We start from the raw sequence: 26,396 nt of genomic DNA on the forward strand, positions 1-26,396 counted from the left end.
GCAGCGGAGACCCGGGAATCTCCAGCTGGAGATGCTCGGGTCAAGCCCGAGCATGACGCGCTGACATGAGCGACGATCTCGTCCTGCTTGGCATCGTCGGCGCGCCGCATGGCGTGCGCGGCGAGGTCCGGATCAAGACCTTCACGGCCGATCCGCTGGCGCTCGCCGAATACGGCCTGCTCGTCGACGAGAAGGGCCGTCGCTTCGAGATCGCCGATATCCGGCCCGCCAAGGAAGTGGTCGTCGCCCGGCTCAAGGGCGTGACCAGCCGCGAGGCGGCCGAGCTGCTGAATGGGGTGAAGCTCCATATCGAGCGCTCGCGCCTGCCGGCGCCCGAGGACGAGGACGAGTTCCTGCAGGCCGATCTCGTCGGCTGTAGTGTCATCGGTCCTGATGGAGCAACGCTCGGCACCGTCACTTCCGTCGCCAATTACGGCGCCGGCGACCTCATCGACATCGAGACGCCGGATGGCCGCTCGGTGCTGATGCCTTTCACCAAGGCCTATGCGCCACGCATCGACATCGCGGCCAAACGCATCGAAGCCTTGCCTCCCGCCGGCCTGTTCGAGGATGACGATGCTGCCTGAGACCCCGGCCAAGGCGCTGATCTTCGATATGGACGGCACCATCGTCGACAATATGCGCTTCCATGACGACGCTTGGGAGAGTTGGTACCGCAAATACGGCCTGCCCTTCGAGCGCGCGACCTTTTCGGCGCGTACCGCCGGCATGGCGATCTCCGACATCATCGGCCCGCATTTCCCCGGCGCCGACGCGGCCGAGCTCGATCGGCTCGCCGAGGAGAAGGAAGGGCTCTATCGCGAGACCTATGGCCCGCTGGTCACGCCGCTCGGTGGCCTGGTCGATCTGCTCGACCGTGCCCGCAGCCACGCCGTGCCGATGGCCGTCGGGACTGCTGCGGCGCCCCCGAACATCGCGCTGATCCTCGATACGCTGTCGCTGCGCGAGCGCTTCGCCACCATCGTCTCGCCGAGCCAGGGTTATCCCGGCAAGCCGCATCCCGACATGTTCCTCGCGGCGGCCAAGCGCATGGGCGTCGCCCCCGCCGACTGCATCGTCTTCGAGGATGCGCCGAACGGCGTCGAGGCGGCCCGCCGCGCCGGCATGCGTGCCGTCGCGGTGCTGACCATGCTGCCGGCTGCGGCCTTCGCCGCCTTCGACAACGTCATCGCCAGCGTCGACGACTATGCGGCGCTGGACGGCAATCCGGCACTGCGCTTTGCTTGAGCGATGGCATTCCGCGCCTCGGTCCTGACCCTCTATCCCGAGATGTTTCCCGGCCCACTCGGCGCTTCGCTGGCGGGCGAGGGCCTGCGCACCAGCCTCTGGTCGCTGGAGACGCACCAGATCCGCGAGCACGGCATCGGCCGCCACCGCAATGTCGACGACAGCCCGGCTGGCGGCGGCGCCGGCATGGTGTTGCGCTGCGACGTGCTGGCGGCGGCGATCGACGCGGCGGTTCCAGCTGACGACACCCGGCCGCGCCTCCTCATGTCACCACGTGGCCGGCCGCTCAGCCAGCGCATGGTAAGAGACTATGTTGCAGGCGAAGGCGTCGTTATCGTCTGCGGCCGCTTCGAGGGGGTCGATGAGCGGGTGATCGAGGGGCGGGGGCTGATCGAGGTCTCGGTCGGCGACTACATCCTCTCAGGCGGCGAGATGGCCGCCATGGTGCTGCTCGACGCCTGCGTGCGCCTGATCCCCGGCGTGATGGGCAAGCAAGCCTCCGGCACTGAGGAGAGCTTCGAGAACGGCCTGCTCGAATACCCGCACTACACCCGCCCGCGCGAATGGGAGGGTAGGGGCCTGCCCGAGGCGCTGCTCTCCGGCGACCATGCCCGCATCGCCCGCTGGCGGCGCGAGCAGGCGGAGCAGATCACGCGGGAGAGAAGGCCCGATTTGCTCTCTCCTTCTCCCCTCGGGGGAGAAGGTGGCAGCGCGAAGCGCTGACGGATGAGGGAAGGGTCGCGTAAGCGGCCCTTTTTCGTCTCACCCGGTCGTACCGCCCTCATCCCCTGCCGGACCTTCTCCCCCGAGGGGAGAAGGAGGCTTGTCACGGATACGTCGTCACCGGCAGGCCTTCCGCCAGCCAGCCCTTGTCCGTGGGATTGCCGAGCAGGCCGCCGCGGACATCGACCAGCTCCTTCCAGCCGCGCCCGACGAGCTTTTTCTGCAAGGTCGAGGTTCGATTGCCGGTCCGGCAGATCAGCGCGATCGGCTTGCCGGGATGGTCGAGCTTCAGCGCCGCCAGTCTGACCTCGAAGGCGCTGCCGGTCATGTCGAGCCTGATCGCTCCCTCCGGCACGCCGGTATCGGTCCATTCCTCGGGTGTGCGGATGTCGACAAGGACGAGCTTGCCGGCCTTGGCTGCCTCATGCGCCTCGCGGACGGAGAGCGAGGGCAGGGGCGTCTGCGCCCCGGCGCTGGCTGGGGGCAAGCACAGGGCGGCGAGCAGCAGGAGTGCACGGCGGTTCATGCCTGAGCGATACTCCCAAGGCATGGGCTGCCGCAATTCACGAAGCCCGGATACGACCGAGTCCACTTAAGCGCGCGTCGAGCGAAACCCGGTCCTGTCCGCCTCGGTGATCGTGCGCAGCACCTTGCAGGGGACGCCGGCCGCGATCACGCCGGCCGGAACGTCGCGCGTCACGACACTGCCGGCGCCGATGATGGCGTCGTCGCCGATCGTGACGCCCTGGTTGATCTGGACGCCGCCGCCGACCCAGACCCGGTTGCCGATCGTCACTGGTCTGGCGTAGCAGCCGCCGGCCACCCGCTCGGCCGGATCGATGGCGTGGTTGGAGGTGTAGATGCCGACGCGCGGGCCGAGCAGGACGTGGTCGCCGATGGTGATCTCGCCGCCATCCAGCATGACGCAGTCGAAATTGGCGTAGAAGCTGCGGCCGATGCTGATGTTGAAGCCGAACTCGCAGCGGAAGCTCGGCTCGAAATGGGCACCGGGACCGACCTCGCGCAGGAAGGCGCGCAGCAGCGCCTCGCGCTCCGCCTGCGGCTGGCCGAGGCTGCGATTATAGGCGTCGGTCAGGGTGACGGCCCGCGCCCGTGCTGCGATCAGCTCGGGCGTGAGATCGTCATACATGCGCCCCGAGAGCATCAGGGCGCGCTGGTCTTCCAGTGTCATCGCGGGTCAGAACGAGGCCGGCAGGCGAGCTGCCGGCCTCTGTCCAATCTCAGCGCAGCTCGGCGCAGAAGCGCTGGATGCGGCGGCAGGCCTCTTCCAGCTTCTCGTCCGAAGTGGCGTAGGAGATGCGGAAGTTCGGGCCGAGGCCGAAGGACGAGCCGTGCACCGCGGCGACCGCTTCACCCTCGAGCAGCCCCATCACGAGGTCCTCGTCGGTCTCGATCTTTTTGCCGTTGGGCATGGTCTTGCCGATCAGGGCCGAGCAGTCGGGATAGACGTAGAAGGCGCCTTCGGGCTTGGGGCAAACCAGCCCGCGCGTCTGGTTCAGCATCGAGACGACGAGATCGCGCCGGCGCTCGAACGCCTTGCGGAACACCGGGATGTGCTCCTGCGTGCCGTCGAGCGCCTCGACCGCGGCCCATTGCGAGATCGCCGAGGTTCCCGAGGTCTGCTGGCCCTGGACAAGGTCCATGGCGTTCATCAGGTGCTGCGGACCCGCCGCGTAGCCGATGCGCCAGCCGGTCATGGCGTAGGATTTCGAGACGCCGTTCATCGTCAGGGTACGATCGTAGAGGCCGGGCTCGACCTGGGCCGGCGTCACGAACTGGAAGTCGCCATAGACGAGATGCTCGTACATGTCGTCGGTCAGCACCCAGACATGCGGGTGGCGCATCAGCACATCGGTCAGCGCCTTCATCTCGGCATGGCTGTAGGCCGCGCCGGACGGGTTCGACGGCGAGTTCAGGATGACCCACTTGGTCCGGGGCGTGATCGCGCGCTCCAACTCCTGCGGCTGCAGCTTGAATTCGTTCTCGATCTTCGTCTCGGCGTAGGTCGGCGTTCCCCCGCACAAAGCCACCATCTCGGGATAGCTGACCCAATAGGGCGAAACGCAGATCACCTCGTCGCCCGGGTTCAGCGTCGCGAGCAGGGCGTTGTAGATGACGTGCTTGCCGCCGGTCGAGACGATGGTCTGGCTCGGCTTGTAGTCGAGGCCGTTCTCGCGCTTCAGCTTGCGGGTGATGGCCTCGCGCAGCTGCGGGATGCCGGAGACCGGCGTGTACTTCGTCTCGCCGCGATTGATCGCCGCGATCGCCGCCTGCTTGATATTATCGGGCGTGTCGAAATCAGGCTCGCCGACCGAGAGCGAAATCACGTCCTTGCCCTGCGCTTTCAGATCGCGCGCCTTCTGCGTGATGGTGATGGTCGCAGACGGCTTCACGCGCTTCAGGGCGTCGGCAAGGAAAGCCATGGTCCAGGTCTCCGGGAGGGCAAAGGCGCCCATCGCGGGCGCGGGGTGCTTCCTAGGCCCGCATGACCGGCCTCGCAAGCATTCGTTCATGATGCGATGCGACGCGGTGCGCAGACGTCACCTGCGGTAACGGCATGGAAACGCGGTTGCGAGAGGTTGCGGCATGATGATCCGCGCCCTTCCCGCCGCCAACCTGATGCTGATCCGTGCCTTCGCCTTGCCCTTCGGGCTGTTGGCCGGCGCGCTGGTGGCTGGCCTCCTCAGCTTCGCCTGGCTCGGCATCACCATCGAGCCGGCCAGTTGGCGCACCATGGGGCTCGTCCTCGCGATCGCGTCGGGATTCGTCCTGGCTGCCGCCTGGCTCGGCAATGCTGTGGCGACGTCGTCTGCGCTGAGTGTGGCCTGGTTCCTGCTGATGCCGGCGCCACTCGCGATCTTCACCTACGCCACGGCCGGGCTTGGCGCGGGCATGCCGCTGATGGACCCCGTTCTGGCGCGGGTCGATAGCTGGCTCGGCTTCGATTGGCTCGCGGTCGTCGCCTGGTTCAACGAGAGCCCCACTCTGATCTGGCTGCTCGGTTACGCCTATCACGGCACCATCGTGCCGCTGATCTATGTGCTCGTCCTGCTCAACGTGCTGCAATGGCACCATCGCATCGTGGAATTCATGCTGCTGCTTGTCGGGACCTGCCTGCTGGCCGCCGTTCTGTCCGGCATCGTCCCGGCCGTCGGCGCCTATGTGCATTTCCGTCCCGACGAAACCGTGCGCAGTGCCATCTCGTCGGATGCCGGGGTTTGGCATCTCGCTCAATTCGAGGCGCTTCGGGCGGGGACCTTCACCCGTTTCAGCCTGCCTGCCACGGAAGGCCTGATCACCTTCCCGTCCTTCCATACGGCCGCCGCGCTGTGCGTGCCGCTGGCCTTGCGCGGGCTCGGCGCGGTGACCGCGCTGGCCTGGGCGGTGGCGGGCGTGATCATCATATCGACCATTCCGATCGGTGGTCACCATCTCATCGACGTCATCGTCGGCGCGGTGATGACGGTTGCCTTGCACAGGCTGATCGCGCAGCGGAAAACCGGCCATGCAACGATGGGAGTCGTCGTTGCCGCTGCCCGACGGCCGAGCATGCTGACCGGGCTTCGAGGCTGATGCGGGCAGGCGTGTCACACGCCGGCCCCCATGTCAGGCTGCTTCGCGCAGGCGTTCCCGGCGACGCAGTACCGTCGCGACCGCGACGGCATTCCAGCGCGGCCGCCCGAAACAGGGAAAGCCGCGCCGGTTGAGCCGGCGGGCGATGTCGGCGGGATCGACGATGCCGGCCTCGACGAGCTGATCGATCAGTGCGCCGGCGGCTTCTAGGAAGATGGCGAGCAGCGCCCTGTCGAGGTCGCGGCTCGCCTTGTCGGCTGCAGGCATGCCTTCAATGGATGCCCAGGCCATAGCTCGGCTCGACCTCGTTCGGGGAGATCAGCACGGCATTGGGGTGGCCACCCTCGGAGAGGGCGAAGCGGACCGCGTCCTTCTGGTTGCGGAAAATGCCTTCGCTGCGGCCTTCGAGGTCGCGCGCGACCCAGAAGCCGTGGCTCGACTGGCCGACCAGGAAGAGATGGCTCTCGCCGTTGAGCGGCTGCAGCGGCTTGAATTGTCCCATGGTGGCGTCCTCAGTTCGGCAGGGCGAACCAGGCGCGCAGGCCGATGAAGGCGGCGGCGGCCAGTGCGAACACGGCGAGCGCGACCATCTCGGCGCAGAGGATTCCGACGACCGGGCGGCGGCTGGCGACGCTGTCATAGACGGCGCGGGCGCGGCGCTGCTGGCTGGTGCGGAACAAGGCGTTGTTCATCGACATATCGACCTCCATCGATGCCGATGATGTAGGTCTGGTCCCGATAAGACCGCCATGTGGAAGGCGTTGCGGCGCATAAGGGCCGCATAAAGACGGTTGGAAGGCACAAAATGCCTGAACTGGCGGTGAATTCGAGCTTCGAACGCGATGTATAAATGCATAAATTGGCTCAGTCGCCGGCACGAAATCATCACGAAATCATCACAGTGCTTCCGATTGTCGTCACGGGATCATCACCCTTCGCCGCCCATCATTTCCGGACCTCTGCCGATCCGTGCGAGGTCGGTGGCTTTGTTCAATGTCCCGTATCGCGAGACCTTTCGCTTCACGGGCTTTGCATCGGAGGCTGATATGAGAAAGATCATGATCGCTGCGGTCTCGGGGCTCGCCCTGACGGTCGGCAGCATGGGCATGTCCACCCCTGCCGCGGCTGACCCCGTGCTCATTCCCGCGCTGGTCGCGGCCGGCATCGGCGGCCTGGGCATCGGTGCGCTCGCCGCTTCTGCACCCCGCCCTGCGGAGACCGTGGTCGTGCCCGCGCAGCAGGAATACTACGCGGCGCCGCGCCGGGGCACGGTGACGGCGGTACCCGCCGCGGAACAGCAAGGTCCCTGCTATTGGACCCGGGCGCGCGTCAGTGGCGTGGTGCGGCGGGTTCAGGTTTGTGACTGATCGTCTTTTTGCCCCGAGCCGCCTCCCGGCGGTTCGAGGCGCTAGCAGAGTTTCGACGACAAGCCGCTTGCGTCCCGCCATACAGCCTGCGATTCCGGCTGTATGGATACCGTTTCCAACAGCATCGCCATTTATGTCGACGCCGACGCCTGCCCGGTGAAGCCGGAGGTCTATCGTGTCGCCGAGCGGCATCGGCTCAAGGTCTTCGTCGTCGCCAACAGCTTCATGCAGGTGCCGCGCGAGCCCTGGATCGAGCGCGTCGTCGTGCCCGGCAATTTCGATGCGGCCGATGACTGGATCGCCGAGCGCGCCCGCCGCGGCGCGATCGTGATCACCGCCGACATCCCGCTCGCCGATCGCTGCATCAAGGCCGGCGCCGACGTGATCGGCCCGACCGGCAAGCCCTTCACCGAAGCCTCGATCGGCATGGCGCTGGCGACGCGCGACATGATGGAAGACCTGCGCGCCATGGGTAGCGTCAGCGGCGGCCCGAAGCCGTTCTCGCAGAAGGATCGCTCGGCCTTCCTGCAAGCGCTGGACGTCGCGGTGCAGCGGCTGAAGCGGGCGGGGTTTGTGGCCTAGCTCAGCTAGGGAATTTGCCCTTGAAGAATCTTGGGCAGGAACCCGGCAGCCAGCAGCAGCCGCTTCTGACGCGCAGACACCTCGCTCAGGCTGCGGCGGAAGTCGATCCTGTGCACATACATCCAGCCGAGTTTCATCGGTGTCTGCCGGCGCAGGCGTGAAATCCACGGTGTGGCGTCATGATCCGTCACGACGGTTCCGCCCCCCATGATCGAATAGTATCGCCCGAGCGTCCGGCCGTATTGCGCAGTGTCCTGCTGGGCTCTGGGAAGGGTGAGCGCATAGGACCGATCGATGTGGTCGAACACTGTCGATCCGGGGTTGCGGAGCCAGTGGCCGACCTCGTGCGCCGCAGCGAACTGCCCGGTCTTCCCACCGATCCCGCGTGCCCGGCCCGCCCTAAAATTATGCTCCCCGAACTGGACGCTTTCGTCCGTGATGCGGGTCATCCGGTCCCGGAAACTCGCGCCTGGATTGGCCAGATGCGCGACCTCGATGATGGCATGGCTGCCCGCACCGGTCGGCTGCAGATCGATCTCGAGCACACCGGCGACATGCGCCGGCACCTTGGGATTGCCGATCAGTTGCCAGAAATCGGCGTCGCTCAGGCTGTCGCCATTCTCGGTCGGGAGGAACACCATCTGGTTGTTCCAGACGGTCTCGACGATGTGTTTGAAGCGCTTGGTGAAATCCTGCCACTCACTGGCGAGCCAGCTGCGGCAGGGCACGGGTTGGCCGCCGGCGTCGACGACGTTGCCGCGTTTGGAGTCGGACTCGCTCGCAGCCAGATGGGACGGGGGAAGCGGTCCCGCAGGCGATCCCGGAAGGTTGGAGGCATGGCGGCTTCTCGCCCACGCCGTCGAGGGGTCGAGGGGAACAAGCGTCACTTTCAACCTGATGCGAAGCTGCGCGGGTTGTCCCGTTCCCGCACGGTCGAAGAACGAGTCGTAGTTGGGCTCGAGGATGAAGGGCCGGATCGCCATTTGGTCACCTGCGCTTTGCGAGCAGATTGGAGCGGACAAAGTCTCGCTCAAGGCACGGCTATCCCAGTCAGCGTAGCAGCAGTGGCACGACAGCGCCACGCTGTGCGTGTGGTGAGCCGCGGGCGGCTGGACGAACTGGGACGTTGCCCCTAATCCTGCCGCGAAAGCCCGTCTTCCAATCGGGCTCCCGGGAGGAAATCCATGTCGCTGACCCGCCGTTCCACGCTCGGCCTCGTTGCCGGCGCCGTCTTCGCTCCGGCCATCGTCCGGGCGCAGAGCTATCCGTCGAAGCCGATCACCCTGGTCGTGCCCTATCCGGCCGGCGGGCCGACCGATGCGATCGCGCGCTTCGTCGCGCAGGACCTCTCGACCTCGATCGGCCAGAACGTCCTGGTCGACAACCGCGCCGGCGCCTCGGGGGCGGTCGGCACCCGCGCCGTCGCCAAGGGCGAGGCCGACGGCCACACCTTCATCTTCGGCAACAACCAGACGCACGGGAACAACATGTTCCTGCTGAAGGAGCCGGGCTATGACGCGGTCAAGGATTTCGCGCCGGTCGCCGGCGTCGGCGCCTTCGAGCACGCCTTCGTCGTCCGCAACGATCTGCCGGCCAAAAACATCAAGGAGCTGATCGCGCTCGCCAAGGCCGATCCGGGCAAGCTCAACTATGGCTCGACGGGTGTCGGCTCCGGCTCGCACCTCGCCATGGAGCTGTTCATGCAGCGCACCGGCATCAAGATGACGCATGTGCCGTTCAGGGGCGCCGCGCCGCTGGTCCAGGAGATCATCGGCGGGCGCATCGACATCGCCAATTCGACGCTGCCTTCGGTGCTGGAGCAGATCAATGCCGGCACGCTCAGGGCGATCGCGCTGGCGAGCCCGGAGCGCAATCCGCGCGCCAAGGACATCCCGACCCTGCGCGAGCAGGGCGTGACCGACGCCGACGCCGACAGCTGGGCCGCCTTCTTCGCCCCGGCCGCGACGCCGGCGCCGGTGCTGGACACGCTGTCGAAGGCCGTGCTGGCCTCGCTGGCCAAGCCGGCGATCGCCGAGCAGATCCTCAAGCTCGGCTTCACTCTCAAGGTCCGCGACCCCGCCGCCTTCCGGCCCTATCATCAGCAGGAAATCGCAACCTGGGAGAAGATCATCAAGGACGCCGGCGTCAAGCCGGAGTGAGCCTAGCGCGCCATCGCATGTCGGCCTCTTTCGTCATGGTCGGGCTTGTCCCGACCATTCACGTCTTCGCTTCTTTGATCGCACGCGGTGTTCAAGACGTGGATGCTCGCCACGATGGCGAGCATGACGGGTAGGGCGTGCCCGACAGGATCGATGCTAACGGAGCACCGCCCATGAACCTGATGCCCAAGCTCGCCGCGCGTGCCGAGGCTGGCCGCCCCGTCCGCTGCGCCTTGGTCGGTGCCGGCAAGTTCGGCTCGATGTTCCTGGCGCAGGTGCCGCATATCGCGGGCTTGGAGGTCGCGGCGATCGCCGATCTCGACCCCGAACGGGCGCGCCAGGCTTGCCGCACCGTCGGCTGGGACGAGGCTCGCATCGCCGCCACACGCTTCGTCGACAGCGGCGTCATCGCAGCGGAGCTGGACGGCGTCGAGGTGGTGATTGAGGCGACGGGACACCCGGCCGCCGGTGCCCGCCACGCGCTCGCTGCAATCGCGGCCGGCCGCCATGTCATCATGGTCAATGTCGAGGCCGATGTGCTGGTCGGCCCCGTCCTGGCGGCCAAGGCCAAGGCGGCCGGCGTGGTCTATTCCATGGCCTATGGCGACCAGCCGGCGCTCGTCGCCGAGATGGTCGACTGGGCGCGCGCCACCGGCTTCACCGTCGCGGCCGCCGGCAAGGGCACGAAGTACCTGCCGGCTTATCACCGCGTCACGCCGGACGAGGTCTGGAGCCATTACGGGCTGACGCCGGAGGCGGCGAAGGCCGCCGGCATGAACCCGCAAATGTTCAACTCCTTCCTCGACGGCACCAAGTCGGCGATCGAGATGGCGGCGATCGCCAATGCCAGCGGGCTCGACGTGCCGGCCGATGGGCTCGCCTTCCCGCCTTGCGGCGTCGATGATCTCGCTCATGTCCTGCGGCCGAAGGCGGTCGGCGGCCAGCTCGATCATGACGGCATGGTCGAGGTCGTCTCCTCGCTGGAACGTGACGGGCGGCCGGTCTTCCGTGACCTGCGCTGGGGCGTCTATGTCGTGCTGAAGGCGCCGAACCCCTATGCCGCCGCCTGCTTCAAGCAATACGGGCTGCCGACCGATTCCACCGGCCTCTATGCGGCGATGTACAAGCCCTTCCACCTGATCGGGCTCGAGCTCTCGCTCTCGGTGCTCAACGCGGCGCTGCGCGGCGAACCGACCGGCACGACCAAGAGCTGGCGCGGCGATGCGGTCGCGACCGCCAAGCGCGACCTCAAGGCCGGGCAGATGCTGGACGGTGAGGGCGGCTACACCGTCTACGGCAAGCTGATGCCGGCTGCCGCCAGCCGCGCGGCGAAAGCGCTGCCGATCGGGCTCGCGCATGGCGTGACGTTGAAGCGCGACGTCGCCGCCGGTGCGGTGGTCACCAGCGCCGATGTCGCGCTGGACGAAGCCTCGCAGATCGTCTCACTTCGGCGTGAGCTCGAAGCAACCGGTGGCTGAATCGTGCATTCTCCTTGAGCCGGTGTCGCAAGGGGCCGGTAGCGATCAGGAGATGTCGATGCGTTTCGTTCTCGCCGCAGCCCTCGCGCTGGCTCTCACCATCCCGGCGACAGCCCAGCAGCGCTATCCGTCGAGCGCCGGTGAGCTTGCGGTCGAGACGGTGGCGAGCGGGCTGGAGAACCCCTGGGGCCTCGCTTTCCTGCCTGACGGGCGCATGCTGGTGACCGAGCGGCCGGGGCGCCTGCGACTGGTCGGCAACGACGGCAAGCTCTCGGCGCCGATCGCGGGCGTGCCGAATGTGGTGGCGCGCGGGCAGGGCGGCCTGCTCGACGTCGTGCTCGATCCGAACTTCGCGCAGAACCGCTATCTCTACCTCTCCTTCGCTGAGCCCCGCGCCAACGGCAACGGCACCAGCGTCGCCCGCGCCCGGTTGAGCGCCAACGGCACTGCGCTGGAGGGGCTCAGCGTGATCTTCCGGCAGCTGCCGACGATCGCCAGCAACATGCATTTCGGCTCGCGGCTGGTCTTCGACCGGACGGGGGCGCTCTTCGTCACCGTTGGGGACCGCTACAGCCAGCGCGATCAGGCGCAGAACCCGGAGAACCATATCGGCAAGGTGCTGCGCATCCGCCCCGAGGGCGGCGCGGCGGATGGCAATCCGAAGAAGTCGGGCTGGCAGCCGGAGATCTGGTCGATCGGCCACCGGAATGTGCAGGGTGCTGCTCTCCACCCGCAGACCGGCCAGCTCTGGACGGCCGAGCACGGCGCGCGCGGCGGCGACGAGGTCAACACGCCCAAGGCCGGCCTGAACTATGGCTGGCCGGTCATCACCTACGGCATCGACTACTCCGGCGTGAAGATCGGTGACGGCACGAGCAAGCCCGGCATGGAGCAGCCGCTGTTCTACTGGGATCCGTCGATCGCGCCCTCGGGCGCCGCCTTCTACACCGGCGATCGCTGGCCGGCCTGGAAGAACTCGCTCTTCGTCGGCGCGCTCGCCGGCCAGCTGCTCTCGCGGCTCTCGACGGATGGCGAGAAGGTCACCGGCGAGGAGCGGCTGCTAAGCAATCTCGGCGAGCGCATCCGCGATGTCCGGCAGGGGCCGGACGGCTATCTCTACCTGCTCAGTGACGACTCGAACGGCAAGGTCCTGCGGGTTCGGCCGGTGCGATAATTGCCGCTGTCATTCCGGGGCTTTGCGCAGCAAAGAGCCCGGAACCCAGAACCGATGCCAGTTGTGATAGAGGTGCGAGGGCCGACAGGCCCTTTCGGATAGGGCATCGGCTCTGGATTCCGGGCTCAGGCCTGCGGCCTGCCCCGGAAAGACGGGAAGCTCACGGCCCACAATCCCATTCGCGCTCGACGACGAAGACCTTGCGGGTCGCAAGCTGCCCGCGCGTGTCGTAGAGGTCGCCGACATAGTATTCGGTGCCGGCGGCGTCGCGCACGCTGCGGTCGACCTGCAGCGACCAGCCATAGCCGACCTGGTTTCCGCCCTTCCAGTCGCGGTGGAGATTGCCCTGAGAGGCCGAGGCGAGGATGCGGGCGCGCTCGTCGCTCGGCGAACAGGTCGGCCCGGCAAGGGCGGCGCCGGACAGGGCGGCAAGGCACAGGGCGAGCGTCATCGGCTTGAGCAAGGCAGGCATCCTTCGGGAGAAACCGGGCAGAATCAGGTGATCTCGGCGAGCCGCGTATCGAGCGACAGAACGAGGCACCAATGTGGCTCGAAGTCGGCTCCCAGCGGCCAGATCTGCTCCTTGAAGATCGTCAGCATGACCGCCTGATAACGCTCGAACCAGTCGCGCTGGCAAAGCACGAACTTGGTCGCGCCGACAATGGTCTCCCGGTCGATGATGCACAGCGGAACGATGCCGGGATTGGCGGAAAGATACTCCTGGACCGCGACCATCAGCGTCGGATAGCCGGGGTGCAGCATGTCGTCGAGCACGATCAGCCCGCCCCCGGAAAGGCAGGCGGTGGCGAGCGCGAGGTCCTTGCTCAAGGCCGCGCGCGAATGCTCGCCATCGATATGGATGAAGCGCAGTTTCTCGCCGCTTGCATGGCCGATCAGCTCGGCCGGAGACATCGCGCCGGCATCGCCTTTGATGGTGACGCGGCGCTCGGGCGCAATACCGTGCTTCAGGCAGTTGGCCTCGAAGCGATCCTTCACCTCGGGGTTCGGCCATTCGAAGATGTCGAGGCCGAGTGCGATCTCGCCGGGTTCGAGCGCATGGGCGAGCGCGATGAAGAAGCGGCCTTCGAAGGCGCCGATCTCGGCGATCGGCCCGCCGACGCCCTCTTCCGTCTGCAAACGCAGCAGCCGCGCGCAGACCGCGGCGGCGAAACGCGAGGACATGCCAACGACGCGCTCATAGCCCTCAGTGAGATAGGTTTCGACCGCGGGGTGGCCGGAATGCGGGATCGGCGCCATCTCGTTCAGGCCCTGGCGTTGAAGATAAAGAAGGCGCCGGCCGCGATCAGGGCAAAGCCAATGGCGTGGTTCCAGGTCAGCTGTTCCTTGAGCCAGAACACCGAGAACAAGGCGAAGACGCAAAGCGTCACCACCTCCTGGATCGTCTTCAGCTCGGCCGCCGAATAGACGCCGTGACCGATGCGGTTGGCCGGCACGGCGAGCATGTATTCCGGCAGGGCGATCATCCAGCTCGCCAGGATCGCCAGCCAGATCGCCGTGCTCTTGTAGGAGAGGTGGCCGTACCAGGCGAAGGTCATGAACACGTTCGAGGCGATCAGCATGCCGATCGGTGAGAGATGGGCGGCGCTGAGAGCTGGCATGGCAGGTTCCGGATCGTGCGGTGGGGCGGGGTTCGTGGCTCAGCCGTAGCGCAATTTCATCGTCAGGATGACGAGAACCAGCGCGAGCGTCACCGTATTGGCGCCGATCAGCGGCCAGGAGGCGATCAGCACGCCATAGATCAGCCAGAGCACGATACCGGTCGCAAACAGCGCCTGCGTCCACAGCGAGATGCCGCTGGTGTCGCGGGTGCGGATCGTCTGCCAGGCCTGCGGCAGCCAGCAGAAGGTGGTGAGCAGGGCGGCACAGAAGCCGAGCGCTTCGATGGCGGCGGTGGACATGCGGACCTGCAGCGATTCGCGCGGTAAAGAGAGGTCGGCAGACATAGCCGGTTTCGGCGCGCCGCGCGCTCCCCGGACGCGCATGGTTAACCTCCGTTAACCGCAGCGCCCTAGTTTTGCGTCAATCCTGCGATTCGGTGGACCCATGCGCGCTTCGATCCTGGCCCTGCCTTTCCTGCTCCTCGCCGCGACCGGTGCGCGCGCCGATTTCGACTCCTGCGTCGCCGGCCTGCGCTCGGCCGCTGCCGCCAAGGGCGTCTCCGGCGCCACCTTCGATCGCGCCATGGCGGGTGTCACGCCCGACATGAAGGTGATCGAGGCGATGAACAACCAGCCGGAATTCAAGACGCCGATCTGGGACTATCTCGGCACGCTGGTCGACGACGAGAAGGTGGCGGAAGGGCGCTCGATGATGCGCCAGCACGCCTCGACGCTCGCCGCCGCCGAGAGCCGCTTCGGCGTCGACCGCCACACGATCGCGGCCGTCTGGGGCGTCGAGAGCGATTTCGGCAAGGCGCGAGGCAAGATGCCGCTGGTCCAGGCGCTCTCGACCGGCGCCTGCCTGGCGCCGCGCCGCAACGCCTTCTTCAAGGGCGAATTGATCGCCACCCTGCAGATCATCGAGCGCGGCGACCTCCGTCCCGAGCGGCTGTTCGGCTCCTGGGCCGGCGCCTTCGGCCACACCCAGTTCATACCCTCGACCTATCTGCGGCTCGCCGTCGACGGCGATGGCGACGGTCGGCGCGATCTCGTCGATTCGATCCCCGATGCGCTGCACTCGACCGCCAACTTCATGGCCAAGGCTGGTTGGGTCACCGGCGCGACCTGGGGCTATGAGGTCCGCGTCCCCGGTGGTTATTCCGGCCCGACCGGGCGCAACCCGAAGCAGCCGGTCTCGTCCTGGGCGGCGCGCGGCATCGTCAAGTTCGACGGCTCGGCGCTCTCCGGCTCGGGCAATGCCGGCCTGCTGATGCCGGCGGGCAGCAACGGCCCGGCCTTCCTCGTCTTCAAGAACTACGACGCCGCCTACAGCTACAATGGCGCGGATTCCTACGCCCTCGCGATCTCGCTCCTCTCCGACCGCCTGCGCGGCCGGCCGGGCGTACAGGGTGACTGGCCGACCGACGATTTGCCGTTGTCGCGTGAGCAGCGCCGCGAATTGCAGCGCCTGCTGATCCAGCGCGGCTACAATGTCGGCGAGCCCGATGGCGCCGTCGGCGCGCTGACGCGGGCCGCGATCAAAGAGATCGAGGCCAAGGTCGGCATGCCGCAGACCGGCCGCCCCGGCGAGAAGGTCCTGCGCGCGCTGAAGGGCGGACGGGTCTGACGCAGGAAACGGGTGGGCCACGGCCTATTAACCTGGCAGAGGGCAGGGCGCATCCTCGGAGCCCTGTCATGACCCGCCGTCTCATCTCCACCGGCTCGCCCTTCGAGTGCGCCTTCGGCTATTCCCGTGCCGTCGTCGACGGCGATCTCGTCTTCATCTCCGGCACGACCGGCTACGACTATGCCACGATGACGTTGCCGGAGGATCCGGCCGAGCAGGCGCGCAACATCTTCCGCACACTGGAGACGGTGATGGCGGAGGCTGGTTCCTCGCTCGCGCAGGTGGTGCGGGCGCAGTATTTCGTCACCGATCGCAGCTATTGCGAGCCGGTGCTGGCTGTCTGCGGCGAAGCCTTCCGCGAGATCCGCCCGGCGGGCGGCATGTACATCGTCGCCGGCCTGCTCAAGCCCGAGATGAAGGTCGAGATCGAGGTGACGGCGCGGCTCGCATCGGCCTGAGCGCCCGCTGCAGCGGGGCAGGGCTGCAATCCCGGCCTTGCGCCCATCGCGGCGCGCCCCTAAGCAGCCAGCGCATTTCTGTTGCGCGAGGCTCAATCGATGGCGAACCACAAGCTCCTGCTGCTCCCCGGCGACGGCATCGGCCCCGAGGTGATGGGGCAGGTCGAGAAGATCGTCTCCTGGTTCGAGAAGCAGGGCCTCGGCTCGTTCTCGCTCGAGCGCGGCCTCGTCGGCGGCGCCGCCTATGACGCGCACAAGGCAGCAATCTCCGAAGGCGACATGAAGCTCGCCCAGGACGCCGACGCCGTGCTCTTCGGCGCGGTCGGCGGCCCGAAATGGGCCGATGTGCCCTATCAGCACCGTCCCGAGGCCGGCCTGCTGCGCCTGCGCAAGGATCTCGGCCTGTTCGCCAATCTGCGCCCGGCGATCTGCTATCCGGCGCTGGCCTCGGCCTCGTCGCTGAAGCCCGAGGTCGTCGAAGGCCTCGACATCCTGATCGTGCGCGAGCTCACCGGCGGCGTCTATTTCGGCGAGCCGAAGGAGATCGTCACCCTGGAGGACGGCTCCAAGCGCGGCGTCGATACCCAGCTCTATACGACCGGCGAGATCGAGCGCATCTGCGCCGTCGCCTTCGAGCTGGCCCGCACCCGCCGCAACAAGGTCTCCTCGGCCGAGAAGCACAACGTCATGAAGACCGGCGTGCTCTGGAAGCAGACGGTCACCGCGCTGCATGCCAAGAGCTACAAGGACGTCGAGCTCGAGCATGTGCTGGCCGACAATTGCGCCATGCAGCTGGTGCGCTGGCCCAAGCAATACGACGTCATCGTCTGCGACAACCTCTTCGGCGACATCCTCTCCGACGTCGCGGCGATGCTGACGGGCTCGCTCGGCATGCTGCCCTCCGCCTCGCTCGGCGCCGAGGACAAGGGCACCGGCAAGCGCAAGGCGCTCTATGAGCCCGTGCACGGCTCGGCGCCCGACATCGCCGGCAAGGGCCTCGCCAATCCGATCGCGATGATTGGCTCCTTCGCCATGGCGCTGCGCTATTCCTTCGGCGCCGGCGAGGCGGCCGACCGGCTCGAAGGCGCGATCGCCGACGTGCTCGGCGCCGGCACCCGCACCAAGGACATCGCCGCGCCCGGCGCCAACGCCGTCTCGACCACTGAGATGGGCGATGCCATCGTCAAGGCGCTCGAAGCCCGCGGCTGAAGCGGGCTTCTCTGGAACTACCATTCCGGGTGCACCTAAGGTGGAAACCCGGAATGGTTGACGTAACGGCCGATAGCAGCGATCCTTCTCAAGCTTGCTGCTGCGGTGCGTGATGTGGCCTTTTCCGACTCGGATCGTCGACGACGACACTGTCAGGTGGCAGCTCGGCGTATTCGAATGGTTCATCCGGAACCTCTCCGGTGACGTGCCGCTCTCGGACGTACCGAGCCTCGTGCCGGGCAACGGGCATTTCATCGCCGATCAGGAGCGCGGCCACGCGCTGGCGTTGCGCATCTTTGAGCAGGTCCGGCACTATGTCCGCCTCGGTGACGATGTCTCGGTTGCGCTAGTCGCTCAGCCGCCGCGTCGCGCATCGATCGTGAGCGAGCGGATCGCACTCCACCATGAGAAACCCGAACCCCTCGGGACCTGCCGCACGCTGGGGCCGGGGCAGTTCGAGATCAGCTACGATCCCGAACTGCTCAAGGATCACGAGAACCTGATCTCGACCTTCGCACACGAGCTTTCTCATGTGCTCGTCCCTCCGGGGAGCGATCTGCCCGTCGCCGAGGACGAGTATGAATTCCTGATCGACCTGTGTGTCGCGTTCCTTGGCTTCGGGGTCTTTCTGTCGAACACCTGCGCGCAGCGACTGACGGACGGAGCGTGGAGCTGGTGGCGCGGCGGCGGCTACTTGCCTGTGAACGACCGGATCATGGCGACGGCCTTGTTCGTCGCCATGAAAGAAAGCGAGATGGATCGCGCTCTGGTTCTGGAGTTCCTGAGACCCGAGCTCCGCGGCACCTTCAAGAAAGGGCTGCGGCAGCTTGCTCGCTTCGATGCCGAACTGTCGCGGCTGCGCACGCTTGCGAGCGAGGTGGTCGAGGCCGCAAGGGCACAGCCGGTGTCCGCCCTGCCGTCGAGCTTGCCATGGTCGATGGGCATGAAGCTCGCGTTTCGAGCCCCGCATATCCAGCCTCTGACCTCGGACATCGCCGCGCCCGGTGCCAACGCCGTCTCGACGACCGAGATGGGCGACGCGATCGTCAAGGCGCTCGAAACGCGCGGCTGAAGCCGATCGCTCATCAAACCTGTCCCCGGGGATACTCGCAGGCGAGATGCCTTGGGGCAGGTTACGTCACGACCGGCGATTTGCTCGCTGAAGACCGCAAAGCGCTCGCGGATGAGGCCGCGCGCTTTGCCTACGCGAAATCGCATCGCGGCTGCTATCCTGACGTGCATCGGTCAGCAGGGGGCAGCCTTGGCTGTCGAAGACATGGCGGTCAGCATCAGCGGCCCGGTCGGGCTGCGCAATCGTACCCAGAATGTCGCCAACCTCGCGAAGGATCAGGCGGCGATCATCGATCTGCTCGTGAAGATTCCGGGCAAGCAGGGCGGCAAGCGCGAGCTCTGGCAGCCGCCGCCCCGGCCGGGAGCGGACGGCGCCGTGCCTAAGGCGCTCGCCGAGGCGATCTGGGAGTTCCAATCCTTCTGGCGTGGCAAGGGTGCCTTCCGCCAGATTGACGGCGTGGTCGATCCCGGCGGCAACACGCTGAAACGGCTGAATGAGCTGGCGGACGGTGCGCGGGGCAAAGGGCGCGTCCTGACCAGCTCGGAGGAGATACGCGCCGCCTACCCTGATCTGGCTGCCGTCACCAGCCCGGGGTCGATCCTGGCCGAGTTGAGCCATTACGACATCGGCGAGGACGAGCTCAAGCAGGAGCACACGGACGCGATCTTCACGGCCAATCTGCGCGCCTTCGGCAAGACGTTCCGGATGATCCGCGTCTACGGCTTCCACAGCAATACCGGTGAGCCGGCCTTCAATCTCGAGCTGGCGCGGCGACGGGCACAGAAGGCCTATCGCTTCGCCTGGTATCTCGGTCTCGTCGACGTCATCATGCTGGGCCAATGGGGCTTCAGGCCGGTGCCCTGGCGGCGCGGCTGGCCGGATGGCGAGAGCGCAGAGATGCGCAAGGTCGTGATCTTCTTCCGCGCCGGCGACCTCTTCGACGAGCCGGATCCACCGGCCGGCGGGATCATGACGCGGCAGCGCTTCTGAAGCAGCCGCCTACCGCCGGCCTCCGCCATATTGCGCCTCGTGCAGGCGCCGGTAGATGCCCGGCCGCTGTACCAGTTCCTGATGCCGGCCCTGCTCGGCGACGCCGCTCTCGTCGATGACGATGATGCGGTCGGCGTCCTGGATCGTCGCGAGGCGATGCGCGATCACCAGCGTGGTCCGGCCTTTCGACAATTCGGCGAGCGAGGCCTGGATGGCGCGCTCGGTCTCGGTGTCGAGCGCCGAGGTCGCCTCGTCCAGGATCAGGATCGGCGGGTTCTTCAGGAACATCCGGGCGATGGCGAGGCGCTGCTTCTGCCCGCCCGAGAGCTTGACGCCGCGCTCGCCGATCACCGTATCGAGCCCGTCGGGCAAACGCGCGATCATCTCGTCGAGCCGGGCGCGCCGGGCAGCCTCGACGATCTCGTCCTCGCTCGCCGTCAGCTTGCCGTAGGCGATGTTCTCGCGCAGCGTGCCGGCGAAGAGGAAGACGTCCTGCTGGACGATACCGATCTGGCCGCGCAGCGAGGCCAGCGTCATCTGCCTGATGTCGATGCCGTCGATCGCGATCTGCCCGCCCTCGACATCGTAGAAGCGCGGCAGCAGCGAGCAGATCGTCGTCTTGCCGGCCCCTGAGGGCCCGACGAAGGCGATGGTCTCGCCGGCACGGATATTGAGGTTGATGCCCTTCAGGATTTTGCGGTCCGGCGTATAGCCGAAGCTGACGTTCTCATAGGTGATGTCGCCCTTCAGGCCGGAGACGGCGATGGCGCCGGGCAGGTCGGCGATGTCAGGCCGCGTATCCAGGAAATCGGTGTAGCGCCGGAAGCCGGCGATCCCCTTCGGGTAGGTCTCGATCACCGAGTTGATCTTCTCGATCGGCCGGAAGAACACCGTGACCAGCAGCAGGAAGCCGACGAAGCCGCCGGCGCTGAGGTCGCCGATCAGCACGTAATAGGCGCCGGCGATCATTACCGCCATCTGGGTCAGGCGCATGCCGAAATAGGAGAGCGAGGTCGAGGCCGCCATCAGCCGGTAGGCATCGAGCTTGGTGCGGCGATAGCGCTGGTTGTCGACCGCGAACAGGCTGCGCTCGTGCTCCTCGTTGGCGAAGGCCTGGACGACGCGGATGCCGCCGACATTCTCCTCGATACGGGCGTTGAACGAGCCGACGCTGCCGAACAGTTTTTGCCAGTTCGCCGTCATCCGCCGGCCATAGCGGCTGACCAGCCAGGCGATCAGCGGCACGATGATCGCGGTGATCAGCGCCAGCTGCGGATGCACCATCAGCATCAGCGCGAAGGCGCCGATGAAGGTCATCACCGCGATGAACAGATCCTCCGGCCCGTGATGGGCGACCTCGCCGATCTCTTCCAGGTCCTTGGTCAGGCGCCCGACGAGATGGCCGGTCTTCTGGTTGTCGAACCAGCCGAAGGAGAGTTTTTGCAGATGGTCGAACGCCTTGCGACGCATCTCGGTCTCGATGTTGATGCCGAGCATGTGGCCCCAATAGGTCACCACCACCATCAGGCCGGCATTGACCAGATAGATCGCCAGCAGGCCGAGCGAGGCCAGCACGATCAGGCTCCAGTTGCCACTCGGCAGCAACTGGTCGACGAACAGCTTCACCGCGACCGGAAAGCCGAGCTCGAGCAGCCCCGACACCACGGCGCAGCCGAAGTCGAGCATGAAGAGCCCGCGATGCGGGCGGTAATAGGCGAAGAAGCGACGCAGCATGGCGGGCGGGGCTTTAGCACGCGGCGGCGCGCCGGGCCATGAGCTGGAGGCGGGGCAGGGGCTGCGCCGGCGGCAGATTTGCCACAGAGATGCGATTTAGCGGGTTGTGAATGGCTGTTCATTGCCTTGCCGGTGCCCTGGCGTAAGCCTTCCGCAGCGGCCGGGGAACGAGACGTGGCTCTACCGATTTTCGATGGAAAATGGGGCGGCTTTGCCCTGCGGCTGGCGCTGCTCGCCGGCACGGCGCTCGTCGCGCCTGCCCACGCTCAGAATGCGACCTGGCACACGGCGCCGGTCTCGACCAATTTCAGTACCGGCCTGAACTGGGACACACTAGTGCGGCCGACCGGCACCGCCTTCTTCGGCACGTCGACGATTACGAACCTGTCGTTCGCGAACAATGTGACCATCGGCGGGTGGACGTTCAACGCCAATGCCTTGAACTACACCTTCAACAACAACCAAGTGCTCGAGTTCACCGGAGCGGGGATCGTCATCAACGGCGGCAGCGCGACCATCAGCAACAGCGGCGACCTCTATTTCCGGAATGCCAGCTCTGCGGGCAGCGCCTCGATCACGAACAACTCCCTCACGGCGTTCCACGGCACCAGCTCGGCAGGCAACGCCACCATCTCCAACACCAGCACGGCTTACCTGACGTTCAATGACGACAGTACGGCCGGCAGTGCGACCATCAGCAACAGCGGCGACCTCTATTTCGGGAATGCCAGCTCTGCGGGCAGCGCCTCGATCACGAACCACCTCTTTACGGGGTTCTACGGCACCAGCTCGGCAGGCAACGCCACCATCACCAACACCAACACGGCGGCCCTAGCGTTCCAAGGAGACAGTACGGCCGGCAGCGCCACCATCACCAACAAGAACAGCCTGATCTTCTCTGGCAGCAGCTCGGCCGCAAGCGCGACGATCGTCAACGAGAGCAGCCTGCTCTTTCGCAGTCTCAGCACGGCTGGCACGGCGACGATCACGACGGCGGCCGGGGCGATGACCCAGTTCACCGTCGGCAGCAGCAGCGCCGGGGCGCGCCTCATCACCCAGGCCGGCGGCACGGTGGATATCTCGGATCCCATCGGATTGGCCGCGATGACGGCCGGCTCGATCGAGGGGGCCGGCAACTACGTCATCGGCGCCAAGCAGTTCACGGTCGGCTCGAACAATCTCTCGACCGAGGTGAGCGGCGTCATCTCCGGTACTGACGGCTCGCTGGTCAAGACGGGCACGGGCACGCTGACATTATCGGGGATCAATACCTATAGCGGCGGCACGACGATCAACGGCGGCACATTGCAGCTTGGCACTGCCGGTGCGGTCGGCTCCATTCTGGGGACAGTCACCGTCGGCAATGGCGCGACATTCGATATCGTCAACGCCGACACGAGCGGCATCACGACGATCTCGAATGATGGGCGCATGAATTTCCGTGGCGCCAGCAGCGCCGGCACGAGCAGCTTCACCAACACCGGCTACGGCCTGACGCAGTTCTACGACAGCAGCACGGCGGGCAGCGCCACCATCATCAATCACGGCTCCTGGGGGTTCAACGACACCAGCACCGCCGGCAGCGCCACCATCACGAACACCTACAGCATGATTTTCGCCCACAGCAGCTCGGCGGGCAGCGCCACTATCTCCAATAGTTATGCGCTGTCTTTTAATTACAACAGCACGGCCGGCAGCGCGACCATCACAAACAATCCCGGTGGAATTCTCTATTTCTCCGGCAACGGTACGGCTGGCAGTGCTGTCATCGCCAACAACGGGAATATGTCGTTCAACGGGAGCAGCACGGCCGGCAGCGCCACCGTCACCAACAACAGCGGCAAAGATCTGAATTTCAACAACGCCAGTACGGCAGGCGATGCCGCCATCACCAACAGCGGCAACCTGCGCTTCAACGACAGCAGCACCGCGAGCAGCGCCGCCATCACCAACAACGACGCCCTTGCTTTCTTCGGCGCCAGCACGGCGGGCAGCGCCACCATCACCAACAACCACAATGTGTACTTCTACGGCACCAGCACAGCGGGCAATGCAGCCATCACCAACAGTGGCTACCTGAGCTTCAACAACGCCAGCACGGCGGGCAGCGCCACCATCACCAACAACAATAATCTGTACTTCTACGATACCAGCACGGCCGGCAACGCCACCATCTTCAACACCGGCCAGGTGGACTTCAACGCGGCCAGCACGGCGGGCAACGCCACCATCACCAACGACGGCATGCTGCGATTCAACAACACCAGCACGGCGGGCAATGCCACCCTCGTCAATAATGCCGGTGGAACGGTCGATTTCTCGGGCAGCGCCGGCCCGAACGGCGACGGCAAGCTGAGCGCGGGCTCGATCGCCGGGGCCGGCAATTACGTCCTCGGTGCCAATGAGCTGACGGTCGGCTCGAACAACCTCTCGACCGAGGTGAGCGGCGACATCTCCGGCACCGGCTCGCTGGTCAAGACCGGCACGGGCACGCTGACCCTGACCGGCGCCAAGAGCTATACCGGCGGTACGACGATCTCGGCCGGCACGCTCCAGTTCGGCAACGGCATATCGGCCGGCAGCATCAATCTGGCCGGCAACATCAATGTCACCGGCGGCACGCTGGCGATCCAGGCGCCGACGACCCTGACCGTCGCCCAGGCCGTGACCTTCGGCAACAGCACCACGCTGTCGATCGCCGCCGGCACGAGCAGCCCCGCGCTCTCCGCCAACAGCATCACGATCGGCAACGCCGTCACCTTCAATATCAGCGGCATCAGCGATGCGAGCCAGCTCGACCTGGTGCTGATCGATACCGCATCAGGCATCAGCGGCGACTTCGCCGGCATCAGCGTCGGTGGCTTCAGCGGCACGGTGGACTACCTCACCGTCTCCACCCGCAAATCGGCCGACGGCCGGCAATATCTCGCCAGCTATAGCCTGACCTGGAACGCCCACAACAATCTCGCTCACGGCACCTTCACGCTGACCAACGCCACCGACAGCTTCACGGTCGGGGCGGTGCTGGCCGATCAGGCGGCGAACCCTGCGGCCGGCTGGAACGGCATCTCGCTCACCAAGGCCGGCGCGGGCACGCTGATCCTGACGGGCACTAACACCTATACCGGCGGCACGACGATCTCGGGCGGCACGCTCCAGATCGGCGATGGTGGTGCCACCGGCTCGATCCTCGGCGACGTCGTCAATAATGGCCAGCTCGTCTTCAATCGCAGCAATGCGATCGGTTTCAATGGCGCGATCAGCGGCACTGGCGGCCTGACCAAGCAGGGCGCCGGCACGCTGACCCTGACCGGCACCAACAGCTATTCCGGCGCGACCTCGATCGAGGCCGGCGCGCTCTTCATCGACGCTGCTCGGGCCATGTCGGCGGCTTCGGACTACAGCATCGCAACAGGCGCGCAATTGCAGATCAGCGACGGTCTGGGCGCCGTGACCGCCGCATCGATCGCTGGCGCGGGCTCGATCCAGATCGGCACCGGCACGACACTGAAGGCCGGCAGCAGCAATGCCTCGACGACCTTCTCCGGGTCAATCAGCGGCAATGGCGGGCTCGACAAGACCGGCAGCGGCACGCTGACGCTGACGGGAGCCAACACCTACGCCGGCTCGACCAAGGTCTCGGGCGGCAAGCTCGTCGTGAACGGCTCGCTGGCGAGCACAGTGACGCTCGACGGCGGCACGCTCGGCGGCTCGGGCACCATCGGCGGCGTCAGCGTCGCCAGCGGCGCGACGGTGGCGCCGGGCAACTCGATCGGGACCCTGAATGTCTCCGGCAATGTCGCCTTCGCTGCGGGCTCGACCTATCAGGTCGAGGTCAACGCCGCCGGCCAGGGCGACAAGATCGTGGCGTCGGGCTCGGCGACGATCACCGGCGGCACGGTGCAGGTGCTGGCCGAGACCGGCAACTACGCGGCCGCGACCAGCTACACCATCCTGACCGCGTCGAGCGGGGTCACCGGAACCTTCACCAGCGTCAGCTCGAACCTGGCCTTCCTGACGCCGTCGCTCGGCTATGACGCGAACAACGTCACGCTGACCATGACGCGCAACGACACCGGCTTCGGCCCGGGCGGTGGGGACACCGGCGGCGGCACGACCCCGGGTGGTGGCACGTCTGGTGGAACCGGTGGCGGCGGCAGCACGAGCAACTACATCGCCGCGACGCGCAATCAGGGCTTCATCGCCAATGCGGCCGAGGCGCTGGGCGCTGGCAATCCGGTCTACGACGCGCTGATCTCGGCCACGGCGGCCGAGGCGCGGGCCGGCTTCGACCTGCTCTCGGGCGAGGCGCATGCCCAGGCCGTCAGCGTGATGATCGACGAGAGCCGGCTGGTGCGCGACACCATTCTCGGCCATCTGCGCGGTCCGCTGCTCACGCAGGCTCCCGGTCAGGTCGCAGGCGCCTTCAGCGCCGATCTTCCGGGCAGGAAGGGCGCGATCACGATGCCCGCGCCGATCCCGCAGCCGCGCTATGCCTTCTGGGGCGAGGCGTTCGGCAGCACCGGCAACACGGATGCCGACGGCAATGCCGCGAGCATGAGCCGCCGCAGCGGCGGCGCCCTGCTCGGGGCGGACATCATGCTCTACGACGCGCCTGGCTCGTCGCTGAAGGTCGGCGTCGCCGGTGGCTACAGCCAGTCGCGCTTCGATCTCGATGCGCGCCTGTCCTCCGGCAAGCTCGAAAGCGGCCATGCCGCGCTCTATGCCGGGGCGCGTGTCGGCCAGCTCAGGCTCGACGCTGGCGCGGCCTATTCCTGGTCGGAGAGCGACATCCGCCGCCAGGTCGCGATCCGCGGCTTCGGCGACCTCTTGCGCCTGCAGCGTCCGGGGCAGGTCCTGCAGGGTTTTGCCGAGCTCGGCTATGGCTTCGCCTTCAGCGGCTTTGCACTCGAGCCCTTCGCCCAGCTGGCCTTGCTCCGCGTCAGCACCGATGCCGGCACCGAGCAGGGCGGGGCCGCGGCCTTGCGGGTCCTCTCCTCCGACCAGACCCTCGGCTTCACCACGCTCGGCCTGCGCGCCGAGGCGCAGATCGGGACGATGCCGCTGTTCGCCCGCGCCATGCTCGGCTGGCGCCATGGTTTTGGCGAGCTGACCCCGCAGGCCCGCACCGCCTTTGCCCTCGGCACCAACCCGGCCGTGGTGTTCGCCGCCCCGATCGACCGCAACGCCCTCACCGCCGAGGCCGGGCTCGACTGGCGCATCTCGCAGGCCACGGCGCTCGGCTTGACCTACTCCGCGGCAATAGGCGAGCGCTCCAGAGACCACGCCCTCAAGGGCAGGGTCGAGATGCGGTTCTGAAGGACGCCGGGTTCGAGCGCGTCGGAGGTACCAATCTTACGTC

The 26,396-nt window shown here is 66.7% G+C and carries 27 protein-coding genes; 15 read left to right on the forward strand and 12 right to left on the reverse strand.

The genetic code is table 11. The features are described 5' to 3' along the window. The first annotated feature begins 65 nt into the window (after nucleotides 1–65). Genes rimM through trmD form a run of 3 tightly spaced genes read left to right on the forward strand, consistent with a single transcriptional unit; the run spans nucleotide 66 to nucleotide 1,971 of the window. Nucleotides 66–587: a ribosome maturation factor RimM gene (gene rimM / locus AC07O0_RS03375; protein WP_494620021.1), complete on the forward strand. Its 522-nt coding sequence runs from the start codon at nucleotides 66–68 to the stop codon at nucleotides 585–587. Beyond that, on the forward strand, nucleotides 577–1,248 hold the full coding sequence (locus tag AC07O0_RS03380; RefSeq protein WP_494620023.1) for an HAD family hydrolase: 672 nt from the start codon (nucleotides 577–579) through the stop codon (nucleotides 1,246–1,248). Before rimM ends, AC07O0_RS03380 begins: the two co-directional genes overlap by 11 nt. Before the next feature lie 3 nt (nucleotides 1,249–1,251). Next, entirely contained in the window at nucleotides 1,252–1,971 is a 720-nt protein-coding gene (trmD, locus tag AC07O0_RS03385; protein ID WP_494620025.1) for a tRNA (guanosine(37)-N1)-methyltransferase TrmD, read from the forward strand. 103 nt (nucleotides 1,972–2,074) lie between these two features. Here trmD and AC07O0_RS03390 read toward each other — a convergent pair whose 3' ends face one another. The 3 genes from AC07O0_RS03390 to AC07O0_RS03400 all read right to left on the reverse strand — a co-directional run bounded on the left by AC07O0_RS03390 (nucleotide 2,075) and on the right by AC07O0_RS03400 (nucleotide 4,415). Next, nucleotides 2,075–2,497, reverse strand: a complete 423-nt coding sequence (locus tag AC07O0_RS03390) for a rhodanese-like domain-containing protein (protein ID WP_494620027.1) — start codon at nucleotides 2,495–2,497, stop codon at nucleotides 2,075–2,077. Between the two features lie 66 nt (nucleotides 2,498–2,563). Next, nucleotides 2,564–3,163, reverse strand: coding sequence for a sugar O-acetyltransferase (locus AC07O0_RS03395; protein ID WP_494620029.1), 600 nt, complete (start codon nucleotides 3,161–3,163; stop codon nucleotides 2,564–2,566). Between the two features lie 49 nt (nucleotides 3,164–3,212). Next, on the reverse strand, nucleotides 3,213–4,415 hold the full coding sequence (locus AC07O0_RS03400) for a pyridoxal phosphate-dependent aminotransferase (RefSeq protein ID WP_110487959.1): 1,203 nt from the start codon (nucleotides 4,413–4,415) through the stop codon (nucleotides 3,213–3,215). Nucleotides 4,416–4,578: 163 nt separating this feature from the next. Here AC07O0_RS03400 and AC07O0_RS03405 point away from each other — a divergent pair, with 163 nt between their 5' ends. Continuing rightward, complete coding sequence (locus AC07O0_RS03405; protein WP_494620031.1) at nucleotides 4,579–5,565, forward strand: phosphatase PAP2 family protein; 987 nt, start codon at nucleotides 4,579–4,581, stop codon at nucleotides 5,563–5,565. 33 nt (nucleotides 5,566–5,598) lie between these two features. Here the strand turns inward: AC07O0_RS03405 and AC07O0_RS03410 are convergent, their stop codons facing one another. The 3 genes from AC07O0_RS03410 to AC07O0_RS03420 are packed head-to-tail and all read right to left on the reverse strand — an operon-like array spanning nucleotide 5,599 to nucleotide 6,263. Further along, nucleotides 5,599–5,832, reverse strand: a complete 234-nt coding sequence (locus AC07O0_RS03410; RefSeq protein WP_494620033.1) for a hypothetical protein — start codon at nucleotides 5,830–5,832, stop codon at nucleotides 5,599–5,601. Nucleotides 5,833–5,836: 4 nt separating this feature from the next. After that, nucleotides 5,837–6,067, reverse strand: coding sequence for a hypothetical protein (locus tag AC07O0_RS03415; protein WP_494620035.1), 231 nt, complete (start codon nucleotides 6,065–6,067; stop codon nucleotides 5,837–5,839). A gap of 10 nt (nucleotides 6,068–6,077) precedes the next feature. Beyond that, nucleotides 6,078–6,263 carry a hypothetical protein gene (locus AC07O0_RS03420; RefSeq protein WP_152017057.1) on the reverse strand — a complete coding sequence of 62 codons (186 nt, stop codon included), beginning with the start codon at nucleotides 6,261–6,263 and terminating at the stop codon, nucleotides 6,078–6,080. A 348-nt stretch (nucleotides 6,264–6,611) separates the two neighbouring features. On the opposite strand from AC07O0_RS03420, the gene AC07O0_RS03425 reads away from it, so the two are divergent. Next, entirely contained in the window at nucleotides 6,612–6,932 is a 321-nt protein-coding gene (locus AC07O0_RS03425) for a hypothetical protein (protein ID WP_494620037.1), read from the forward strand. Between the two features lie 102 nt (nucleotides 6,933–7,034). Then, entirely contained in the window at nucleotides 7,035–7,514 is a 480-nt protein-coding gene (locus AC07O0_RS03430; RefSeq protein ID WP_494620039.1) for a YaiI/YqxD family protein, read from the forward strand. A gap of 5 nt (nucleotides 7,515–7,519) precedes the next feature. On the opposite strand, the gene AC07O0_RS03435 is transcribed toward AC07O0_RS03430, so the two are convergent. Continuing rightward, on the reverse strand, nucleotides 7,520–8,497 hold the full coding sequence (locus tag AC07O0_RS03435) for a hypothetical protein (RefSeq protein ID WP_494620041.1): 978 nt from the start codon (nucleotides 8,495–8,497) through the stop codon (nucleotides 7,520–7,522). A gap of 201 nt (nucleotides 8,498–8,698) precedes the next feature. Here AC07O0_RS03435 and AC07O0_RS03440 point away from each other — a divergent pair, with 201 nt between their 5' ends. The 3 genes from AC07O0_RS03440 to AC07O0_RS03450 all read left to right on the forward strand — a co-directional run bounded on the left by AC07O0_RS03440 (nucleotide 8,699) and on the right by AC07O0_RS03450 (nucleotide 12,325). Then, nucleotides 8,699–9,673: a Bug family tripartite tricarboxylate transporter substrate binding protein gene (locus AC07O0_RS03440; RefSeq protein ID WP_494620043.1), complete on the forward strand. Its 975-nt coding sequence runs from the start codon at nucleotides 8,699–8,701 to the stop codon at nucleotides 9,671–9,673. A gap of 173 nt (nucleotides 9,674–9,846) precedes the next feature. Beyond that, nucleotides 9,847–11,151: an NAD(P)H-dependent oxidoreductase gene (locus tag AC07O0_RS03445; protein WP_494620045.1), complete on the forward strand. Its 1,305-nt coding sequence runs from the start codon at nucleotides 9,847–9,849 to the stop codon at nucleotides 11,149–11,151. Nucleotides 11,152–11,209: 58 nt separating this feature from the next. Then, nucleotides 11,210–12,325 (forward strand): PQQ-dependent sugar dehydrogenase, encoded by a 1,116-nt coding sequence (locus tag AC07O0_RS03450; RefSeq protein WP_494620046.1) that lies wholly within the window; start codon nucleotides 11,210–11,212, stop codon nucleotides 12,323–12,325. A gap of 160 nt (nucleotides 12,326–12,485) precedes the next feature. Here AC07O0_RS03450 and AC07O0_RS03455 read toward each other — a convergent pair whose 3' ends face one another. Genes AC07O0_RS03455 through AC07O0_RS03470 form a run of 4 tightly spaced genes read right to left on the reverse strand, consistent with a single transcriptional unit; the run spans nucleotide 12,486 to nucleotide 14,244 of the window. Then, the gene (locus AC07O0_RS03455; protein ID WP_494620048.1) at nucleotides 12,486–12,788 is read right to left on the reverse strand and encodes a hypothetical protein; all 303 of its coding nucleotides are present in this window, start codon (nucleotides 12,786–12,788) and stop codon (nucleotides 12,486–12,488) included. A gap of 32 nt (nucleotides 12,789–12,820) precedes the next feature. Further along, a complete protein-coding gene (locus AC07O0_RS03460) occupies nucleotides 12,821–13,582 on the reverse strand; it encodes a class I SAM-dependent methyltransferase (RefSeq protein WP_494620050.1) in 762 nt (253 codons plus the stop codon). Nucleotides 13,583–13,587: 5 nt separating this feature from the next. Continuing rightward, complete coding sequence (locus AC07O0_RS03465; protein WP_494620051.1) at nucleotides 13,588–13,944, reverse strand: DMT family protein; 357 nt, start codon at nucleotides 13,942–13,944, stop codon at nucleotides 13,588–13,590. 39 nt (nucleotides 13,945–13,983) lie between these two features. After that, nucleotides 13,984–14,244 (reverse strand): SemiSWEET family sugar transporter, encoded by a 261-nt coding sequence (locus AC07O0_RS03470; protein WP_137884256.1) that lies wholly within the window; start codon nucleotides 14,242–14,244, stop codon nucleotides 13,984–13,986. A 145-nt stretch (nucleotides 14,245–14,389) separates the two neighbouring features. Here AC07O0_RS03470 and AC07O0_RS03475 point away from each other — a divergent pair, with 145 nt between their 5' ends. The 5 genes from AC07O0_RS03475 to AC07O0_RS03495 all read left to right on the forward strand — a co-directional run bounded on the left by AC07O0_RS03475 (nucleotide 14,390) and on the right by AC07O0_RS03495 (nucleotide 19,300). Then, complete coding sequence (locus AC07O0_RS03475) at nucleotides 14,390–15,571, forward strand: lytic murein transglycosylase (RefSeq protein ID WP_494620053.1); 1,182 nt, start codon at nucleotides 14,390–14,392, stop codon at nucleotides 15,569–15,571. Between the two features lie 68 nt (nucleotides 15,572–15,639). Continuing rightward, the gene (locus AC07O0_RS03480) at nucleotides 15,640–16,029 is read left to right on the forward strand and encodes a RidA family protein (RefSeq protein WP_494620054.1); all 390 of its coding nucleotides are present in this window, start codon (nucleotides 15,640–15,642) and stop codon (nucleotides 16,027–16,029) included. A gap of 99 nt (nucleotides 16,030–16,128) precedes the next feature. Next, nucleotides 16,129–17,238, forward strand: a complete 1,110-nt coding sequence (gene leuB / locus AC07O0_RS03485) for a 3-isopropylmalate dehydrogenase (RefSeq protein WP_494620056.1) — start codon at nucleotides 16,129–16,131, stop codon at nucleotides 17,236–17,238. A 94-nt stretch (nucleotides 17,239–17,332) separates the two neighbouring features. Further along, entirely contained in the window at nucleotides 17,333–18,310 is a 978-nt protein-coding gene (locus AC07O0_RS03490) for a hypothetical protein (protein WP_494620057.1), read from the forward strand. Nucleotides 18,311–18,499: 189 nt separating this feature from the next. Continuing rightward, entirely contained in the window at nucleotides 18,500–19,300 is an 801-nt protein-coding gene (locus AC07O0_RS03495; protein WP_494620058.1) for an OmpA family protein, read from the forward strand. A gap of 9 nt (nucleotides 19,301–19,309) precedes the next feature. Here AC07O0_RS03495 and AC07O0_RS03500 read toward each other — a convergent pair whose 3' ends face one another. Continuing rightward, a complete protein-coding gene (locus AC07O0_RS03500) occupies nucleotides 19,310–21,034 on the reverse strand; it encodes an ABC transporter ATP-binding protein (RefSeq protein WP_494620060.1) in 1,725 nt (574 codons plus the stop codon). Between the two features lie 174 nt (nucleotides 21,035–21,208). Here AC07O0_RS03500 and AC07O0_RS03505 point away from each other — a divergent pair, with 174 nt between their 5' ends. Beyond that, a complete protein-coding gene (locus AC07O0_RS03505) occupies nucleotides 21,209–26,353 on the forward strand; it encodes an autotransporter domain-containing protein (protein WP_494620062.1) in 5,145 nt (1,714 codons plus the stop codon). Nucleotides 26,354–26,396: the final 43 nt, after the last annotated feature.

This window comes from Allobosea sp. GW821-FHT10B12 (genome assembly GCF_059415545.1).